General features: G+C 59.7%; 14 protein-coding genes and 1 pseudogene. 4 read left to right on the top strand and 11 right to left on the bottom strand.

Features of this window, described 5'->3' with window-relative positions:
- Window positions 1-125: 125 nt before the first annotated feature.
- The 5 genes from KOSB73_RS05055 to KOSB73_RS05035 form a co-directional block, all read right to left on the bottom strand.
- Window positions 126-1,088 (bottom strand): LacI family DNA-binding transcriptional regulator, encoded by a 963-nt coding sequence (locus KOSB73_RS05055; protein ID WP_024358458.1) that lies wholly within the window; start codon window positions 1,086-1,088, stop codon window positions 126-128.
- Window positions 1,089-1,144: 56 nt separating this feature from the next.
- Window positions 1,145-2,059, bottom strand: a complete 915-nt coding sequence (locus tag KOSB73_RS05050; RefSeq protein ID WP_049135026.1) for an ROK family protein — start codon at window positions 2,057-2,059, stop codon at window positions 1,145-1,147.
- Between the two features lie 207 nt (window positions 2,060-2,266).
- Window positions 2,267-2,581, bottom strand: a complete 315-nt coding sequence (locus KOSB73_RS05045) for a PTS lactose/cellobiose transporter subunit IIA (RefSeq protein ID WP_004134302.1) — start codon at window positions 2,579-2,581, stop codon at window positions 2,267-2,269.
- A 23-nt stretch (window positions 2,582-2,604) separates the two neighbouring features.
- Window positions 2,605-3,927, bottom strand: coding sequence for a PTS sugar transporter subunit IIC (locus KOSB73_RS05040; RefSeq protein WP_098140287.1), 1,323 nt, complete (start codon window positions 3,925-3,927; stop codon window positions 2,605-2,607).
- A 9-nt stretch (window positions 3,928-3,936) separates the two neighbouring features.
- A complete protein-coding gene (locus KOSB73_RS05035; RefSeq protein ID WP_004134312.1) occupies window positions 3,937-4,251 on the bottom strand; it encodes a PTS sugar transporter subunit IIB in 315 nt (104 codons plus the stop codon).
- Window positions 4,252-4,425: 174 nt separating this feature from the next.
- Between KOSB73_RS05035 and KOSB73_RS05030 the strand changes: the two genes are divergently transcribed.
- From KOSB73_RS05030 to KOSB73_RS05015, 4 genes and pseudogenes are all read left to right on the top strand, one after another.
- The gene (locus tag KOSB73_RS05030; RefSeq protein WP_024358455.1) at window positions 4,426-5,697 is read left to right on the top strand and encodes a PTS sugar transporter subunit IIC; all 1,272 of its coding nucleotides are present in this window, start codon (window positions 4,426-4,428) and stop codon (window positions 5,695-5,697) included.
- Between the two features lie 223 nt (window positions 5,698-5,920).
- Window positions 5,921-7,258: pseudogene (locus KOSB73_RS05025) on the top strand (carbohydrate porin).
- Window positions 7,259-7,270: 12 nt separating this feature from the next.
- Window positions 7,271-9,466: a CBM35 domain-containing protein gene (locus KOSB73_RS05020; RefSeq protein ID WP_098140286.1), complete on the top strand. Its 2,196-nt coding sequence runs from the start codon at window positions 7,271-7,273 to the stop codon at window positions 9,464-9,466.
- A gap of 54 nt (window positions 9,467-9,520) precedes the next feature.
- Window positions 9,521-10,921, top strand: coding sequence for a glycoside hydrolase family 1 protein (locus KOSB73_RS05015; protein ID WP_049099309.1), 1,401 nt, complete (start codon window positions 9,521-9,523; stop codon window positions 10,919-10,921).
- A gap of 195 nt (window positions 10,922-11,116) precedes the next feature.
- On the opposite strand, the gene KOSB73_RS05010 is transcribed toward KOSB73_RS05015, so the two are convergent.
- The 6 genes from KOSB73_RS05010 to hypB all read right to left on the bottom strand — a co-directional run bounded on the left by KOSB73_RS05010 (window position 11,117) and on the right by hypB (window position 17,777).
- Window positions 11,117-12,064 carry an alpha/beta hydrolase gene (locus KOSB73_RS05010; protein WP_049099310.1) on the bottom strand — a complete coding sequence of 316 codons (948 nt, stop codon included), beginning with the start codon at window positions 12,062-12,064 and terminating at the stop codon, window positions 11,117-11,119.
- A 117-nt stretch (window positions 12,065-12,181) separates the two neighbouring features.
- Window positions 12,182-14,254: a formate hydrogenlyase transcriptional activator FlhA gene (gene flhA / locus KOSB73_RS05005; RefSeq protein ID WP_049131979.1), complete on the bottom strand. Its 2,073-nt coding sequence runs from the start codon at window positions 14,252-14,254 to the stop codon at window positions 12,182-12,184.
- A 258-nt stretch (window positions 14,255-14,512) separates the two neighbouring features.
- On the bottom strand, window positions 14,513-15,523 hold the full coding sequence (gene hypE, locus KOSB73_RS05000) for a hydrogenase expression/formation protein HypE (protein WP_004134322.1): 1,011 nt from the start codon (window positions 15,521-15,523) through the stop codon (window positions 14,513-14,515).
- Complete coding sequence (hypD, locus tag KOSB73_RS04995) at window positions 15,520-16,641, bottom strand: hydrogenase formation protein HypD (protein WP_049099312.1); 1,122 nt, start codon at window positions 16,639-16,641, stop codon at window positions 15,520-15,522. Before hypD ends, hypE begins: the two co-directional genes overlap by 4 nt.
- Window positions 16,642-16,914, bottom strand: a complete 273-nt coding sequence (locus KOSB73_RS04990; RefSeq protein ID WP_004104861.1) for a HypC/HybG/HupF family hydrogenase formation chaperone — start codon at window positions 16,912-16,914, stop codon at window positions 16,642-16,644.
- Window positions 16,905-17,777, bottom strand: coding sequence for a hydrogenase nickel incorporation protein HypB (gene hypB / locus KOSB73_RS04985; RefSeq protein ID WP_064362653.1), 873 nt, complete (start codon window positions 17,775-17,777; stop codon window positions 16,905-16,907). Before hypB ends, KOSB73_RS04990 begins: the two co-directional genes overlap by 10 nt.
- Window position 17,778 lies beyond the last annotated feature (1 nt).

Here is a 17,778-nt window from a genome sequence, read left to right as displayed (position 1 = left end):
TGTTATATAGCACACGCTATTTATAAATGAAAATAATTCTTATTTAGATGTGAGGCGAATGATTAGCGTGGGAACCAGCGGCGCGAGAGGAAAGGCCCGGCCACGCGGAAGGCCGGACGCTAGAATCAGGAGAGATCGGCCACCGACTGGCGCGGGATCAGGCGCCCCGCCAGCGTACGCCCTTCGGCGGAGAAGGTGGGGCGCTCGTCAATCAGATTACGAATACGCTGCAGGCAGTTCTCCATCAGCTGCTCCAGCGGCCAGGAGATACAGGTGAGCGGCGGATTGAGCAGCGAGGCGAGGGGGGAATCCTCCAGGCTCAGCAGCGAGACCTCCTGCGGTACGGCAACGTTGAACTCGCGCAGCAGGCGCATCGCTTCGGCGGCGTAGCGGTCCCGTTTCACGATAATCACCGAGTATTTGCTGAAGCTGTTAATCAGCGTCAGCAGCGCCTGTTCAACGTTATCGTTGGCCGCCAGCATCAGCTGCCGGTTAAAAGGGATGGAGTAGTTTTGCAGAACGTTGCGATAGCCTTCGAGCATCTGGCGGCTGGCGTCATCGCTGTCGTTATCAACGAGCAGCGCGATATTGCGATGGCCCTTGCCGATCACGTAGCGGCAGGCGCTTTCGGTGGCGAAAGCGTAGTCGTAGCCCTGATTATTGACTCCGGCAATGCTGAAACGGTCAAAGGAGATCACGTTGCGCGGCGCCTCCGCCGGGACGGCGCCGAGCACCACCACCGCCACGCACTGGCGCTGTAAATCGTCAACCACCGCCGCCTGTTCCGCCGCATCCGTCACGTACTGAACAATCAGGTTTTTATTCAGCCCCTTTAGCGCTAATGAGAGCATCGGCAGCAGGCGCGCGCCGCTGCTGTCATCGTTCGCCGGGATCACCAGCCCCACGTGATTGGATGTCTGACTGGCGAGGTTTTGCGCGGCAAAGCTCGGGCGGTAGTTAAGTTCTTCTACCGCGCGCAGAACCGCTTCCCGGCTCTCTTCGCGCACGCCCCTGGTGCCGGTCAGCACGCGGGATACCGTCGCTCGGGAGACATTCGCTAATCTTGAAACATCATCAATGGTTGGCATGGCATTTTCTGTCTGAATATTTTCGCCTAGCTTAGCATACCTGCTGAAAAAAGTGTCTACCGCCTGCGGCCTTCAGCGCTGTCCAGAACCGGTAGCCAGGCCGCGCCGCGCACGCCGCTGGCGTCGCCGAAGCGGGCCTGTTTGATCTGCGTCCGGCAGCTATCGGAGAAGAGATACGGGACGATTGCCGACGGCAGCTGCTCATAGATTTGCCCGACGTTGGAGAGCCCGCCGCCCAGCACAATCACCTGCGGATCGAGGATATTGATTACCGACGCCAGGCTGCGGGCGAAAGCGTCGATAAAATGCCGCCAGTGGGCCAGCGCCTGGGGATCGCCGTTTTGCGCGGCGGCGATAATCGCTTCGGATCGCGCCTGCGCGCCGTAGCGGCGGGCAAAGCCGGTGCCGGAAATAAAGCTTTCGATGCAGTTCTCTTTTCCGCAGTAGCAGGGCTGCGCCGGGCCGTCGCGCTCGGGACGATAGCCCGGAAGGGGGTTGTGGCCCCATTCGCCAGCGATGGCGTTAGGCCCGCTGAGCAGCCGTTGGTTCACCGCGACGCCGCCGCCGCAGCCGGTGCCGATGATGACGCCGAATACGGTCGTCGCCCCGGCGCCCGCGCCGTCCACCGCTTCAGAGAGGGTGAAGCAGTCGGCATCGTTCGCCATCCATACCGGTTGACCGAGCTCCCGCATCAGGTCGTGGCGTAGGTCGTGGCCGTTAAGCACCAGACAGTTACAGTTTTTAATCAGGCCGCTTTGCGGGTCGATAGCCCCCGGCAGGCCGATACCGAGGGTAAACGGACGCTCGCTCCAGGCGCGGACGCTCTCAATCAGCCCGAGCAGCTGCTGCATAAACGCGTCGTAGCTCTCTTTATGTGTCGGACGGCGCTGGCGATAGACGCATTCGCCCGCCGCGTTGAGCAGGACGGCTTCCATTTTGGTGCCGCCGATGTCTAAACCGAGATGTAGCATGGTTGTCCTTAATCGTGGTAGACGGTTTCCCGGGGCCAGCCGGTTTTCTCCGGAAGGAGGCTACGCGTGCAGTCCAGGTAGCCCGGCTAAGCGCAGCGCGAGCCGGGAAGTCAGCCAGATGACATGAGAATTTACCGTTTTCCCGGGTCGCGGCGTAAACGCCTTACCCGGGCTACGTCATCTCCTCTCCCCTCGAGAGGAGGAACTCTACGCGTGCAGCGGTCGCGAGCGGTAAATGGCGATCAGTTCGCCGATCAGCTCTTTCGCCAGAATTGAGGTCATCAGATGATCCTGAGCGTGAACCATCACCAGGGTCATTTTGGTTTTACCCTCTCCCTCGTCGGCCTCAATCAGCTGGGTCTGCACCCGATGCGCCTCGCGGGCGAAATGCGCCGCTTCTTTCATTTTTTCGTCGGCGGCGGTGAAATCCCCCGCTTTAGCGCAGCTCAACGCTTCGTAGCACAGGCTACGCGACTGGCCGGCGTTGATGATGATACCCATCACCTGTTCTTCTAATTCCATGACAACCCTCTGAATAGTATGAATTATGCGGACTGCTGCGCGCTTTCGGCCTGGGCGGCCGCGTTAGCGTGCTCCTGCTCAAGCAGCTGTTTTTCGTAGGCTTTGAGGAACGGCAGGTACATCACCATCGCCGTCGCCATACAGATCAGGCACATGATCACCGGGCTAAAGCTCCAGTTCGCCGCCCATGAGGCGCCGATAGGGGCAGGCGTCGTCCACGGCGTCATCGACACCACGCGGCTCACCAGGTCCAGCTTCAGCGCAAAGTAGGCCAGGGTCGCGTTGATCATCGGCACCAGCACGAACGGCAGGAAGAACAGCGGGTTCATGATGATCGGCGCGCCAAACAGAATCGGCTCGTTGATGTTAAATACGCCCGGCACCACGCCCATCCGGCCAATCGTTCGCAGATGCACGGCCTTGCTGCGCAGCAGCATCAGCGCCAGCGGCAGGGTGGATCCGACGCCGCCGATCAGCAGGTAGTGATCCCAGAAGCCCTGGACGTAGATATGCGGGATCGCGGTGCCTGCGGCCATCGCCGCCTGGTTGATCGACAGGTTCGCCATCCAGAATGGATTCATGATCCCGGTGACGATCAGCGCCCCGTGGATCCCGGCAAACCACAGCACCTGGCACACCAGCACCGACAGCAGAATCGCCGGTAGGGTATCGGAAGCCGCCACCAGCGGTTTCACCAGCGACATGATCGCTTCCGGGATAATCATTCCCAGCTGCGCTTCGATAAACAGATTCAGCGGATGCAGCGTCAGCACGATCGCCAGTACCGGGATCAGAATTTCAAACGAGCGCGCCACGCCCGCCGGAACTTCAGGCGGCAGACGGATCGTAATGTTGTGCCGCTTGAGGAAGGCGTACAGTTCGGTGGAGTAAATCGCCACCAGAATCGCGGTGAAGATCCCCTGACCCGAGAAGTAGGCGGTGGAGATCTGGCCATCCTTCAGCGGCGCGGCCACCAGCAGAAACGACATCAGCGACAGCATCCCGGCGGTCAGCGAGTCCAGATTGTGGTGTTTCGCCAGGCTGGCGGCGATCCCGACGGCGATAAACAGCGTCATCACCCCCATGCTGAAGTTAAATGGCAGCATCAGCGCATCGCGATGATCGAGGGAAAATTGCAGCCAGGCGCGGGCAAAACCCCACGTCGTATCCGGAGAAAAAGGCGGGAAAATAAAGACCAGCAAAAACGAGCCGACGATCATAAAGGGCAGGGCGGTAATAAAACCGTCGCGGATGGAGGTGACGTATTTTTGCTGGCCGATCGCCCCCGCCATAGGGGTGATCTTCTGTTCAATCACGGCGATCAGCTTCGCGTACAGAGAGCTCATGATCTTTCCTTAATTTTTGTTATCGATAAGGGAAAGCGCGAAATCCAGCACGGCGCCGCCTTTCTGCATGCCGTAATCCATCATGTTGATGGGCTCCACGCGGATCCCGTATTTATCCGCCTGTTTTTGCAGATCTTTCTGCATGTATTTCACCTGCGGCCCCAGCAGGACCACCTGGTAATGGCCGACCTGCCGATCGAATTCCGCGACGCCGAAGGCGTTGATCTCCACCGGCAGACCGCGCTGCTCGGCTTCGGCGATCATTTTTTTCACCAGCAGGCTGGTGGACATGCCCGCGGAACAGCACAACATTATCTTTTTCATATATCGCTCCTGATGAGATGGATGCGCCGACTATAGTCATAACGGATATAAAACGGAAAGCGCTTTCCAGTTGTGGATTTATTTATTGTGACCACGATCACCTATGGCGGGCTTTTACTTTACCCGGGAGTGCGCGATCATCCTGGCGACCAACCTATTCTGAAAGGCAGGATTATGAACATTCAGTTGATGAATGTTGCCGTCGACATCATCGAGCAGCGTCTGGCGCCGCTGGCCAACGTTCTGACGCGCAATAACCACATCACGGCGATGCGCGACAGCTTTGCGCTGGCGATGCCGTTTGTGATTGTCGGAAGTTTGCTGGTGCCGATTTTGTTTCCGCCCGTTTCCATCGACGGCGCATCGTTTTTCGGCCAGTTCTATTTCCAGCTGCGTCCCATTCTGCTGCCGACTTTCGAACTGACCATCGGGCTGGTGGCGCTGATTGTGGCCTTCGGCGCCAGCGCCAGTCTTGCCAAGCAGTACCGGCTGCCGGAGCGGCTCTGCGGGCTGACCGGCTGCCTGGCGTTCTTGCTGTTTATCGGCTTTCGCGGCAACGGCGCGGCCAATCTTTATCTTGGCGGGATGGGGATTTTTACCGCGCTGATTTCAAGTACTTACTCCATTGAGATCGTGCGCTTCTTCTACAAAAAAGGCTGGTGCATCCGCCTGCCGGAAGAGGTGCCGGTGATGACCCGCAACGGCTTTCAGCTGCTGATCCCGCTGCTGGTGGTGATGCTCTCTATCAGCGTCATCAACGCGCTGCTGTTGCAGAGCACCGGGCGCATTTTACCGGAGCTGATTAGCGAAGCGGTGCGGCCGCTGGTGGTGGCGTCCGACACCTTAACCGCGGTATTAATCTCTTTGTTTATCTGTAACCTGCTTTGGTTTGTCGGCATTCACGGGGCGCTGATTATCACCGGGATTATGAACCCATTCTGGATGACCTATCTGTTTGAAAACCAGCAGGCGCTGGCCGCCGGTTCCGCCACGCTGCCGCATATTTACCTGCAGGGATTCTGGGATTTTTACCTGCTGATCGGCGGCATCGGCTCCACCCTGCCGCTGGTGTTTATGGCGATGCGCAGCCGTTCGCGGCAGCTGAAAAGCGTGGGGAAAATTGGCTTGCTCCCCTCGCTGTTTAATATCAATGAGCCGATACTGTTTGGTTTTCCGATTATCATGAACCCGGTCTTTCTGCTGCCGTTTCTGTTTGTGCCGCTGATAAATGCCTGTATCGCCTGGTATTTAACCCAACTGGGGATTCTCGATCGGGCGGTGGCGATGCTGCCGTGGTCGATGCCGGCGCCGCTCGGCGCGGCGTGGTCAGCCAACGGCAGCTGGAAAAACTTATGCATGTGCCTGTTTGCCATTTTTAACGCCTGGATGCTCTATCGTCCGTTCTTCAAGGTCTACGAACGCCAGCTCGCCGACGCCGAACGCTAAGCTTTTCGCCTGCCTGCCACAGCCCGCCGCGCGCGGGCTTTTTTATTTCTGCCGGATTATGTGAACCTCATCACGAATATTCGCCCGCTCTCGTTAAAATTGTGAACTCATCCGGCAATTACGGAAAGCGCTTTCCGTTAATGGATGTACATTTCCAATTTTGATCCGTAAATTTCCTCCCGTTCTCAGGCAGTGTTAATAAAAAAATAACCAAGGAATAAAAATGATCAGGCTAAATCATTCAATACCTCTGTCTTTACTCGCCCTCGCGGTGATGAGCGACTGAGCCATCGCCGATCCGAAGTACGATTTTATGCTCCACGGCTACATCCGTTCGGGGATCCTCGCCAACGCCGACGGCAACCGCGCCGACTCCGTTGGCCTGATGCCGGACGGCAAGTGGCGTCTGGGCAACGAAGAGGATACCAAGATCGAACTGATCCCGACGGTGACGTTAACCTCGGACAGCGGCGTGGTGGCTAAAGTCCAGGCCAACATTACCCATCAGTCGAAATGCACCTCCGACTGGAACTGTCAGGATGACGACGGGCATGATGTGCAGTTCCGCGAAGGTTTCGCCGAACTGTCAAACCTCGACTTCGCGCCGGAAATGACCTTCTGGGCCGGTAAGCGCTACAGCAGCTCCAACACCTCCAGCCACCAGTTCGACTGGGAGTACATTCAGTACAACGGTACCGGCGGCGGCTTCGACAATATGGATCTTGGCTTCGCGCGCTTCGATGCCGGGGTTTACGCCTTCTCGCCAACCGACGAAACCAAAGCCTACCCGGTCGACAAAGGCGATCAGGGCTATCCGGATGACTACTCGCTCAACCTGTGGCTGAAAAAGATCGGCGGAACCGGCTTCGACCTTGAGCTGATTGGCCACCACATGAACCGCAATGAGAAGCACCCGACCTCGGCGGAAAAGGGCTACGGCGTAACCGGCGTCTACAACTTTGACGGTTTTTACGGCCTGACCGGCGGCTACTCTCGCGTGGTCTTCCAGTACGGGCGCGGCCTGGCGGCGGGGGACTCGCTGGGTAAAAACGGCTGGGGCTGGGCAAACCTCGACGATACCCAGTCCTGGCGCGTGGTGCTGGATAACATGGCCTCGCTCGGCGACTGGGAAATCTCCACGTTTGCCTACTATCAGAAAGACAAAAACTACCGCTGGTGGACGGAAGATGCCGACGGCTGGGGACGCACCAGCTGGGTGGCGGGGATCCGCCCGTACCAGCAGATCACCAAAAACTTCGCCATGCAGTACGAGCTGGGCTACGAATATCTCAACGATAAAAACTACAAAGGCGTGGACGGTAAAGGCAAAGGCGGCCTGACGAAAGTGACCATCGCGCCGACCCTGACCTTTGATTCCGGCTTCTGGACCCGCCCGCAGCTGCGCTTCTTCGTCACTTACGCGAAGTGGGACAAAGGCGTGTCCGACGCGCTGGACGGCAACTATAACTGGGACACCAATACTATTTCCGCAGGCGGCTACTCGCGCAGCGGCGACACCGACACGCTGAACTTTGGCGTGCAGGCCGAAGTCTGGTTCTAAGGAGAGATAACGATGATTAAGCCGGTGACAAAACTGATGCTCGTCGCGCTGCTTTCGGCGCTGGGAAGCGCAGGCGCGATGGCCGCAGAGCGCTCGCACTTTGAACACTTTATTACCCGCGACGGCGCGACGCTAAAAGACGGCGACAAGGTTTTCCGCTTTGCGGGCATCCACGCGCCGGAGCTGCACCGTATCGAGGACGATGCGCGCGGTACCTGTAAGGCCGACACGCGCGGCTGGGGGCAATACTTCCGCTGGCCGACGGCGGAAGAGCAGGAAAACTGGATTAAGGCGATGGTGCAAACCGGCGCCAGGGCGCAGCGGGTATACGTGCTCTCGGTGCAGCAGACGTTTGACGAGGCCTGCGGTCGCGAAACCCATATTCTGGCCCCGGAAACCACCGACGGCATGCCGCGCCTGAACGAAAAGGCGATGCGGGTATACGACAACATGATCGCCGAGGCGGACAAACAGGGGCTGCGCCTGATCCTGCCGTTTATCGATCACTGGTGGTGGTGGGGCGGTCGCGAGCAGCTGGCGGCGTTCTACCACGAAAAGCCGGAGGATTTTTACCGTACCGACAGTAAAACCTTCAAGGCCTATCTTGACGTGATTCGCCAGGTTATCACCCGTACCAACAGCGTGACCGGTCGTCCTTATTTCGACGAAAAAGCGATTATGGCCTGGGAGACCGGCAACGAACTGGAAGACACCAACGCGGCGTTCCTTCAGCAGACCGCCGCGTGGATCAAAAAGTGGGCGCCGCATCAGCTGGTGGTCGATGGCACCTACAAGAAAATTAACGGGTTTGCGCTCAACGATCCTAATGTCGATATCGTCAGCAACCACTACTACACCAATGCCGATAACAACCATCCCGATCAGGTGAAAAAAGACCTGACGGCGGCAGCGGGTAAAAAAGTCTATATGGTGGGCGAATTCGGCCTGCTGGACGCGCAGCAGCTTAACGCCATTATGCAGTCGATCGTGCATAGCGAAGTCAACGGCGCGCAGGCGGCGGGCGGCTTGATTTGGGGCTTCCGCGGTCATCGTCACGATGGCGGTTTCTACTGGCATAAAGAGTCCACCGGCCACTACAGCTACCATCTGCCGGGCTTCCCGATGGAAGGTAAGGCCAATGAGGAAATGGAAGTGGTCGACCTGGTGCGGACCGCCGCGGCGCAGATGAACGGGCAGGAGAACGCGCCGCCGCTGCCGAAACCGGATGCGCCGACGCTGCGGGCGACGGATTCACCGTTTGCTATCAACTGGCTGGGGGCGGCGGTAGGGCGCGCTTATGATGTCGAGCGCGCTGATTCGGCATCCGGGCCGTGGAAAGTGGTGGGGCGCGATATTTCCGATGGCGTTAACGAGTGGAACCCGCAGACGATGGATCTGTTCCGCGATGACTATCGCAGTCTGCAACTGGGGAATACGTACTATTACCGCGTCATCGCTAAGAACGAGAGCGGCAGCTCAGCGCCTTCGAACGTGATTAGCGTGAAGCACACCCAGGCGAATCAGGCGCCGGTAGTCGCGCTGGCGGAGACGCTCACCACCAGCCAGGATCAGGGCGTGCAGCTGAGCGCGAGCTGGCGCGATGACGGGCTCCCGGACCGCGACGTAAAGGTGAACTGGAGCAACGGCGGCAGCGCGCAGGCTCATTTCTGCGCGACGGATAAAGCCGAAACCCGCGCCTGGTTCAGCGCCCCCGGTGAATATGCGCTGACCTTTAGCGCCGATGACGGCCTGCTCAAAAGCAGCAAAACCGTAAAGGTCACGGTGACGGAAGCCGCCGGTAAAGTCCCCGCCGACTACTGCCGTTTTGGCGGTGGGGTATTGCACGTGACCGAGGGCAAGATTGAGGCGGCGAAAAGCGAGAAAGACGCGCTGACGATTGACGAAGACGGCTTCCTCGGGCCGTTCGCCAACGACGGCGATAAGGTGAACTGGCAGGTTTCCGCGCCGTGGGCCGGCAAGTATCTGCTGCGGGTAACGTTCAGCGGCAAATGGGGCGGCAAGAAAAACTCGTTTATTGTCAACGGCGGCGCGCCAATCGCGGTTGAGTTCCCGCAGACCGATGAACAGGGCCAGCAGCAACTGGTGCCGGTCGAGCTGAAGGCCGGCGATAACCGCATCGACTTCGGTAAATTCGCCGGCGACTGGGGCTATATGTTTATCAAATCGATTGAAGTGGTTGCAGAGTAGTGCTTATTGGCTGCGCCCGTCGGGTGCGGCCTTTTTTAACTTACAGGAGGCGTTATGACCCGGTATCAGTTTCCGGAAGGCTTTTTTTGGGGCGCGGCGGCATCCGGTCCGCAAACGGAAGGCATCAGCAACAAGCCGCACCGTTCTATTTGGGACAGCTGGTTTGCCGAACAGCCGGAACGTTTTTATCAGCAGATTGGGCCGCAAACCGTTTGCGATACCTATCATCAGTATCCTCAGGACGTGGCGTTGATGAAGCGGACCGGATTCAACTCCTTTCGCACCTCGATTCAGTGGTCGCGGCTGATTGACGATTTCGAAACCGGCGCGCCCAATCCGGACGCGGTGCGTTTCTATCATGCCTACCTTGATGAGATGATCGAAAACGGCATTGAGCCGATGATTAACCTCTATCACTTTGATATGCCGGAAGCGCTGCAAAAGCAGTACGGCGGCTTTGAGTCGGCGCACGTGACGGATCTCTTCGCGCGTTTTGCCCGCACCGCCTTCGAGCTGTTTGGTCACAAAGTGAAATACTGGATCACCTTCAACGAGCCGATTGTGCCGGTTGAGGGCGGCTATCTGTACGACTTCCACTATCCCTGCAAGAAAGACGGCAGGCTGGCGGCGCAGGTGGCATTTAACATTATGCTGGCCCACGCCAAAGCGGTGCGCGAGTTTCGCGCGCTGGCGCTGGAGAGCGAGATTGGCGTGGTGCTGAACCTGACGCCCTCCTATACCCGTAACGACAGCGCTGAGGATAAAAAAGCGGCGTGGTATGCGGATCTGTTTTTCAACCGCAGCTTTCTCGATCCGCTGGTGAAGCATCAGTTCCCGAAAGAGCTGTGCGAAATTCTGGCCGCGCACGACTGCCTGCCGGAGGTGACAAAAGCCGACGTGGAGCTGATTAGCGGATCGCGCGTCGATTTTCTCGGCGTTAACTATTACGTTCCGCGGCGGGTCAAGGCACGCGAAAGCGACTATACGCTGGACTATTTCACCCCGGAGTTCTATTTCGAAAACTACGTGAATCCAGAAGGGCGCTTTAATCCTTATCGCGATAATAATGAGATTCTACCGCAGGCGATTTATGACATTGCCGCCAATATTCGCGATAACTACGGCAATAAAAAGTGGTTCCTCGCGGAAATCGGCATCGCGATGGATATTGAGTCGGAAGGCGAACCGGGCGAAGACGGGGTGATTGACGATTCGTTCCGCATCGGCCTGATGGAAGAGCATCTGGTGCAGCTGCATCGCGCGATAGCCGACGGCGCGAATTGTTTTGGCGTGCATCAGTGGACGTTTATCGATAACTGGTCGTGGATTAATTCGTTCAAGCGGCGCTACGGTTTTTGGCGGCTTAATCTGCAAACCGGAGAGCGGCAGATAAAGCGCAACGCGCTGTGGTTTGCCGAGCTGGCGACCAGCAACGGTTTTGGTTCTGATAAATAGCTCTGCAAAATCCCCCGGAGGCGGCGCTTGACGCGCCTGTCCGGGCCCGGGCTACCAAACCGCACGAACTTGTAGCCCGGACAGATGCGCAGCATCGCCTCCGGGAAGCCGTACCCACCGGTGCTACGAGGTCCCCGCCGTCTGCGGACAGGTAGCCCGGCTAAGGCGTCAGCCGCGAGCCGGGGATTATCGGCGCTATTTGTTCATTTCCGCCAGCGAAGCTATCCAGTTCATCGCCAGCTGCGGCCACTCGGCGGCGGGCAGGCCCCGGGTCCCGCGAATGCCAAATCCGTGTTTCCCCTCGGCGAACAGATGCAGCTCGGTCGGCACCTGATGCGCGCGCAGGGCGTTAAACATCACCAGCGCGTTATCCACCGGCACCGAAGGATCGTCTACCGCGTGGAAAATAAAGGTCGGCGGCGTCTGCGGCGTGACGTTCTGCTCCGGTGAATAACGATGCTGCCGCTCCGCCGTCGGCGTTTCGCCAATCAACGCCTTGCGCGATCCGGGATGGGCAATCGCCGGATCCATCGAAATCACCGGATAGCCGAGCACCGCGAAGTCCGGCCGCGCGCTCTGCTGGTCGATGGCATCCACGGCGGCGTAAGCCGGTTCGCTATAGCGGGTCTCCAGGCTGGCCGCCACGTGCCCCCCGGCGGAAAAGCCCATAATGCCGATTTTATGCGGGTCGATATGCCACTCGGCGGCCCGCGCCCGCAGGGTACGCAGCGCGCGCTGCGTATCGGCCAGCGGCGCATCGCTGCCCTCCGCATGACCGTCCGCGGGCATCCGGTAGGTCATCACAAACAGGGTATAGCCCCGGGCGTTAAACACCGGGGCGAGATCGCTGCCCTCTTTATCCAGCACCACCCGCTGATAAGAGCCGCCCGGCGTCACCAGCAGCGCGATACCGTTGGGCTTCTCCGGCGCGTAAATGGTAATTGTCGGAGCGCGAACGCCGGTGACCGCGCGATCGGGCAGCGAGGGGTCTTTGCTGCGCTCCACCAGCGATTCGCTCGCCGGGCTGTTTTTCGCGCCGGGCGCTTCACCGCCGGGCCAGACAGAAAAAGTGGGCAGAGAGGAAAATGCCGCCTGAGAAGAGAACAGCAAAGCGATGGCGGCGGCCAGAGGTAAACGCGTCATAAGCATCTCCATTAAGGAAAAGGCTTATTTATCATCGATGAGCGGCGGGTAACGCGAGTTGCTTCACAGAACGCTGTTTCATTAAAATCAAAATGAAACAGCGTTCTGAAGATACACCTACTGCAGCTGGTCTTTATGAATGCCCAACCGTTTCATGCGCGAAAGCAAAGTGGTGCGCTTTAATCCCAGACGCTGGGCCGCGCCCTTTGGTCCGGCGACCACGCCGTTGCTCTCTTTCAGCACCCGGACAATCAGCTGGTATTCATCTTCGCCTTCCTCCGGCAGCACTTCTGCCGCCAGCGGCTGCGGCTCGATGCTCATCTCCGGCAAGGAGAGCTGCAGCACGCTGCCGCGGGTCAGCAGCACCGCGCGCTCAATGACGTTTTCCAGCTCACGCACGTTGCCCGGCCACTCCATGCGGCTGAGAAGGCGCAGCGTTTCCGCCGGAATGCTGTCGATATTGCGTCCCAGACGGCGGGCGATTTTAAAGGTGAAGGCCTTCACCAGCAGCGGAATATCGTCCGGCCGCTCGCGCAGCGGCGGCAGGTGGATCGGGAAGACGTTCAGCCGATAGTAGAGATCGCTGCGAAATTCGCGATCGGCGACCATCTGCTTAAGATCGCGGTTGGTCGCGGCGATCAGGCGCACGTCGGTGTGAATCAGCTTATTGCTGCCGAGACGCTCGAACTCCTGCTCCTGCAGGACGCGCAGCAGCTTCGGCTGCAGCTCCACCGGCATATCGCCCACTTCATCGAGAAACAGCGAGCTTTTGTCTGCCAGTTCGAAACGGCCGATACGCTGCGCGCTGGCGCCGGTGAAGGCGCCGCGCTCGTGGCCAAACAGGTCGCTTTCCAGCAGCCCGGCGGGCATCGCCGCGCAGTTCATTTTGACCATCCGCCGGCTATTGCGGCCGCTCAGATTATGAATAGCGCGGGCAATCAGCTCCTTACCGGTGCCGGTTTCGCCGAGGATCAGCACCGTGCTGTCGCTGTGCGCCACCATCTCCACCTGCTTGAGCACGCTGTTCATCGCCTCGCTGCGGCCAATGATTTCGCCAAACTCGCTCTCCACGTTGTTGAGCTGTTCGGTCAGGGCGAGGTTCTCATCGACCAGCCGCTCTTTCAGGCGCTGAATTTCGCGGTAGGCGAGAGCGTTGTCGATGGCGATCGAGACGCGCTCGGCGATTTGCCGCAGCAGCTTAAGATTGGTGGTGGTGAACACTTTCTCATCGCACTGCGCCAGCTTCAGCACCCCGAGCAGGGTATTGCCGGACATCAACGGCAGCAGGCACAGGGTCTGAATTTTGTTATCCCACATCTCGAAAAGCATTTTTTCGTACGGCGCCAGCGGGTCATGCTCGTGCAGATTGAGCAGCAGCATCTCTTTACTTTTGAAGACCCGCTCGGTCAGGGTGCCGGCTTCATCCACTTCGCTCTGGTCGTGCACCGGATGGCTGGCGTCGAGGTAGTGAGTGGAGTAGATGTTGAGCTTGCCTTTGCGGTTGCTGCGCAGCACTACGCTAATGGCATCGATGCGGAAGTAGCGGTGGATCTCTTTGGCCACTTCGCTGACCAGCTCGTCGATATCCAGCCGCGAGAGCACGGCGTTGGTGATCGCCACGAGGATGCGGAAGTTATCGCGCTCGTGGCACAGCAGGTCGTAATCGACGTTATTGCTGACCCGGCTCTGGATCTGCTCGGTCACCACGGCGACGATTTGCGTAAAAGTGTGCAGCCGCTGGTACTCTTTTTCAGTCCATGGCCGGTTGTCATCGCGGATGAATTCGCAGCCGCCGAAGATGCGGCCTTCCGCCGCCAGCGGCAGCAGGCAGTAATAGCCAAAGGTGGGATAGAGTCCGCTTCGGGCCAGCTGCGGCCAGGTCTCGGCAAAGGTGGCGCTATCGCAATGCAGCGCATCCGGTCGGGACAGCAGACGACGAACCGGGCCGTTGGCGAGGACGGTTTCATCTTCATAGCTCACCGGATGCCCGGCATCGTCGCAGGCGTGCCTTGTCGCGCGATGGTTGCCGGAATGCCACAGAATAATCGCCGCCCGGTCGGCGAGCGCGGACTGCTGCACCAGGCCGGTCAGCGTCTCGCTCAGCGCGGCCAGATCCGGCTGCTGTAATAAAATGCGGGTGATATCAAACAGACCCTGCTGCCCAAGATCGCCCATCGGTGTATACGACATTGCTTAAGTCCAAAAGCGCCGCAAAGCGGCGCAGAAGAAAGTGATGACACAAATAATAGTCTGTTTATAAAGCGGTTGTGACCGCCGTCCACCCATCCGCAGTTGCCCGCGGGTTTGGGCGGGATAATCATGCAGAGATCCTAATTTTTCCCCGGAGGCGATGCTGCGCATCTGTCCGGGCTACAGGTTCGTGCGATCCGGGTTAGGGTAGCCCGGACAGGCGCATCGCGCCGCCTCCGGGAAAGCTCCTGAATCTCGTTAACAAATTCTCGGCAGCGGCTCGGCGTGAGGAAGATCCAGCGTACGTTTGACGCCGTACAGGCCGATGGAGCGCACGCCCGCGCGCGCCACAACGTCGCCGATTATCGCCGCATCGCGGCCTAACGGATGAGACCGTAAATGCGCAAGTACGCTTTCCGCCGCTTCGCGGGCGACGGCGATCAACAGCTTGCCTTCGTTGGCAAAATTCAGCGCGTCCAGCCCCAGCAGCTCGCACACGCCGCGCACGGTCTCGTTCACCGGCAGCTTATTCTCATACAGCTCAATCCCGCAGCCGCTGGCGGCGGCGAACTCGTGGGCCACCGCGTTAACCCCGCCGCGGGTGGCATCGCGCAGGGCTTTCACGCCAGCGACGTCGCGCAGCGTCTGAATCAAGGGCGTCAGCACCGCGCAGTCGCTGGACAGCGCGCCGTCCAGCCCCATTTGCTCGCGCAGGTTGAGGATAGTCGCCCCGTGATCGCCAAGCGTACCGCTGACCAGCAGCACGTCGCCGGCGCTAATCTGCTGCGCCCCCCAGCGAATACCGGTGGGGATCACGCCGATCCCGGCGGTATTGATAAACAGCTTATCCGCCGCCCCGCGCGGCACCACTTTGGTATCGCCGGTGACAATGGCGATACCGGCCTCCCGGGCGGTCTGCGCCATGCTGTTCACCACCGCTTCGAGGGTGGCCATCTCCAGCCCCTCTTCGAGAATAAACCCGCAGGAGAGATAGCGCGGCAGCGCGCCGCTCACCGCCACATCGTTGGCCGTACCGCACACCGCCAGCTTGCCGATATTGCCGCCGGGAAAAAACAGCGGATCGATGACGTAGCTGTCGGTGGAGAAGGCGAGCCTGTCGCCCTGCGCGCTAAGCTGGGTGAGATCGAGACGCGCCTGATCCTCCTGCTCCGCCAGCCAGGGGTTGGCGAAAGCTTGCATAAACAGGTCGCCGATCAGCTGCTGCATCGCCTGACCGCCGCTACCGTGGGCTAACTGAACGCTTTTCATGCTTCGATTTCCTGACTGCGATATTGATACCAGGCGGCGCAGGCGCCTTCCGATGAGACCATCAGCGCGCCGAACGCGCTCTGCGGGTTGCAGGTCTTGCCGAACAGCGGGCACTGGTGCGGCTTACAGCGGCCGGTCAGCACCTCGCCGCAGCGGGCGCGCGGGTCGTCGCTGACCCGCTGCGGCGCCGGGCGGAAATGCGCCTCGGCGTCGAAGCGCTGGTATGCCGCCGTCAGATGCACGCCGGAGTCGCTAATCACCCCCAGCCCGCGCCACTCGCTATCGCCGCTAAGGCAAAACACCTCGGCGATGGCCGACTGCGCCAGCGGATTACCCTCATCGGGCACCACCCGGCGATACTGGTTCTCCACGTCGCTGTGCCGCGCTATTGTCTGCTCAACCAGCATCACCGCGCCTTGCAGTAGATCAAGCGGTTCGAATCCGGCCACCACTAAAGGACGATGATAGTCGCTGGCGATAAAGCCGTAGGCGTCGGTGCCAATCACCATGCTGACGTGACCGGGGGCGAGAAAAGCGTCGATACCGTTATCCGGCTGGTCGAGCAGGCTGCGCAGGGTCGGCAGCAGGGTGATGTGCTGGCAGAAAAAGTAGAAGTTGGCGACGCCGCGCTCGCGGGCCTGGCGCAGGGTCAGGGCGGTGGCGGGCATCGTCGTTTCAAAACCAAGGCCGAAGAACACCACTTCACGTTCGGGATTGTGCTGCGCCAGCTTCAGGGCGTCCATCGGCGAATAGACGATGCGGACGTCGGCGCCGCGCGATTTCGCCTGCAGCAGGGAGCCGTTTTTTCCCGGCACGCGCATGGCGTCGCCAAAGGTGCAGAAAATCACCCCCGGACGGCTGGCGATATCGATACAGGCGTCGATGCGTCCCATCGGCAGCACGCACACCGGGCAGCCGGGGCCGTGAATAAACTCGATATTTTCCGGCAGCAGCTGGTCGAGGCCGAATTTAAAAATGGCGTGGGTATGGCCGCCGCACACTTCCATAATGCGCAGCGGACGGTCGGCGGTATGCGGCAGCAGGCGCGCCCGCTGCCGGAGATGCTCCACCAGCTGCATCACCTGTTCCGGCGCGCGGTATTCATCGACATAACGCATTTACCGCTCCTCGCCGTACAGCAGCGCGCCGACGTCCGGCTCGACTTCAAACATATTTTGCAGCGCTTCGAGGGTGTCGCGGGCTTCGGCTTCGTTGATTACGCTCATGGCGAAACCCACGTGGACCAGCACCCACTGGCCGAGACGCGGCTGACCGCGGTCGTCGACCGCGCCGACTAAGGTGAGATCGACTTCGCGCTGAATGCCGCACACTTCGACCTTCGCCAGATTGCCGTCAATGGCGCAGATTTGTCCGGGAATGCCTATGCACATTGCTGCGCCTCCAGCCAGCTAAGCCACTGGTCCATGCCTTCGCCGCTGGTGGCGGAGAGCAGGATGATGTCAATATCCGGGTTCACCTCGCGAGCGCAGGCCAGACATTTCTCCACGTCAAAGTTGAGATACGGCAGCAGGTCGACCTTGTTGAGCAGCATCAGGCTGGCGGCGGCGAACATATGCGGATACTTCAGCGGTTTGTCTTCGCCTTCGGTGACCGACAGCACCGCCACTTTATGGTGTTCGCCGAGGTCGAAGCTCGCCGGGCACACCAGGTTGCCGACGTTTTCGATAAACAGGATCCCGCGGTCATCCAGCGGCAGGCGCGGCGCGGCGTCGGCGATCATCTGCGCGTCGAGATGGCAGCCTTTACCGGTGTTGACCTGAATCGCCGGGGTGCCGGTGGCGCGGATGCGCGCGGCGTCGTTCACCGTTTGCTGATCGCCTTCAATCACCGCGCAGGCGGTTTTCGCTTTCAGCCGCAGCAGGGTTTCCGTCAGCAGGGTGGTTTTGCCGGAGCCCGGGCTGGAGACCAGGTTCAGCACCAGCTGGTTTTTAGCGGCGAAGCGCGCGCGGTTGCGGGCGGCCAGACGGTTGTTTTTATCCAGCACGTCGATTTCCACTTCCAGCATCCGCCGCTGGCTTTGGCCCGGCGCGTGGGTACCCGCCTCGCCGTGACCGTAGTGCAGGTCGCCCGCCGCCGAGTGGGTGGGGGAAAAGTTATCGGTTTTCACGCCGGTAATATTCATCATCTGGCGCGGGGCAGGCGCGAAGGGGGCGCTGCGAAACGCCGAATGCGGGTTATGCTCATCGCCTTCTATATAAAGGTTGCCTTCACCGCAGCCGCAGGTTGTACACATA

It is taken from the genome of Klebsiella grimontii (assembly GCF_900200035.1).
GTDB lineage: Bacteria > Pseudomonadota > Gammaproteobacteria > Enterobacterales > Enterobacteriaceae > Klebsiella > Klebsiella grimontii.
Note: the sequence above shows the minus strand (reverse complement) of the source record. Positions and strands in the feature narration are given on the sequence as shown.